Annotated in this window: 1 protein-coding gene; it reads right to left on the bottom strand. The window is 67.1% G+C overall.

Features of this window, described 5'->3' with window-relative positions; all coding sequences use genetic code 11:
- Positions 1-16: 16 nt before the first annotated feature.
- Positions 17-952 (bottom strand): IS110 family transposase, encoded by a 936-nt coding sequence (locus TSB10GB4_RS19015; RefSeq protein WP_186397044.1) that lies wholly within the window; start codon positions 950-952, stop codon positions 17-19.
- Between the last annotated feature and the right edge of the window lie 168 nt (positions 953-1,120).

Raw genomic sequence — 1,120 nt, 5'->3', positions numbered from 1 at the left:
AGACCGGCAACTGTGTTCATGCGATGCGATAGGGGACGTTGTCGCGCAGCATGGCGTTGAGGCGGATGAGGAGTTTTCGTGCGGTGGCGATGAGGGCGATCTTGCGGGCTTTCGCGGTTTGGGTGATGCGGTCGGCGAAGGCCTTGAGATCGGGACAGGTCCGCGCGGCGATCAGCGCGGCCATGTAGAGCGCCTTCCTGACACGGCTGCGCCCGCCGGCGATGCAGCGCTGTCCTTTGAGTTTTCCGGAATCGTGATTGAACGGGGCGAGCCCGGCCAGTGCCGCAAGCCGCTTGGGCCCGGTCCTGCCGAGCTCGGGCATGAGTGCCAGCAGAACCTGGGCAGAGACCGGGCCGATGCCCGGCGCGCTGGCCAGGAGGCGGGCCTGATCGCGCAAATCCCGCTGCGCCTGCACATGGCGCTGGATCTCCGCCTCCACGCGGGCGATGGCCTCGCCGAGACGGGTGACCGCAGCTTCGAGGTCCTCGCGCACGAACGGGTCCTCGGCCTGGGAGAGGCGGTTCTTCTCCATGACGCGCATGGCGACGATCTGGTCGCGGCGCGCGCTCAGCTCGGCCAGGCGAAGACGGTGGGGACAGGGCGGGGCGTCGGGCTCCGGCCTGAGCCGTTCGCCGAGATCGGCCAGCACCACCGCGTCCAGCGCATCGGTCTTGGCCTTGCGGCCGCGCGCCTGGGCGTAGCGGCGCACCAGGGTGGGGTTGAGCCGGGCATTGGCGACGCCTGCCCGGTGCAGGCCGTCTCGCAGGATCCGGTCGTAACTTCCGGTTGCCTCGAAGACGACGAGGCAGTTCGTCCGCGCCAGATGTCCGGCCCACTTCTGCACGGCCGCAGCCGTGTTGTCGATCCGCCGCACACGGCCCTCGGCCGGGTCGAAGAGATCCAGCCAATCCTTGGAAACATCGCATCCCACGTAGCGATCGAATATAGTCATGAGGCCTGTCCCTGTGATGCGAGGTCTGTTGCAACCAGCCTCGTGCAACTGTTCAGGTTGATCATGCGAAGCGGGACGGGGCCAAATGCCGGTCTACGGTCTCACAACGACCAGGGGTCCAACGGCCTCCGTCCCGCAAGCATCATGACACAACCCGGACATACAGGG

It is taken from the genome of Stappia sp. TSB10GB4, assembly GCF_900185745.1.
Taxonomy (GTDB): domain Bacteria; phylum Pseudomonadota; class Alphaproteobacteria; order Rhizobiales; family Stappiaceae; genus Stappia.
This window is presented reverse-complemented; position numbering and strand designations above follow the sequence as displayed.

Excerpts from the sequence above, each read along its gene's own strand:
- TSB10GB4_RS19015 (WP_186397044.1), bottom strand. The coding sequence starts at position 952 with ATGACTATATTCGATCGCTACGTGGGATGCGATGTTTCCAAGGATTGG.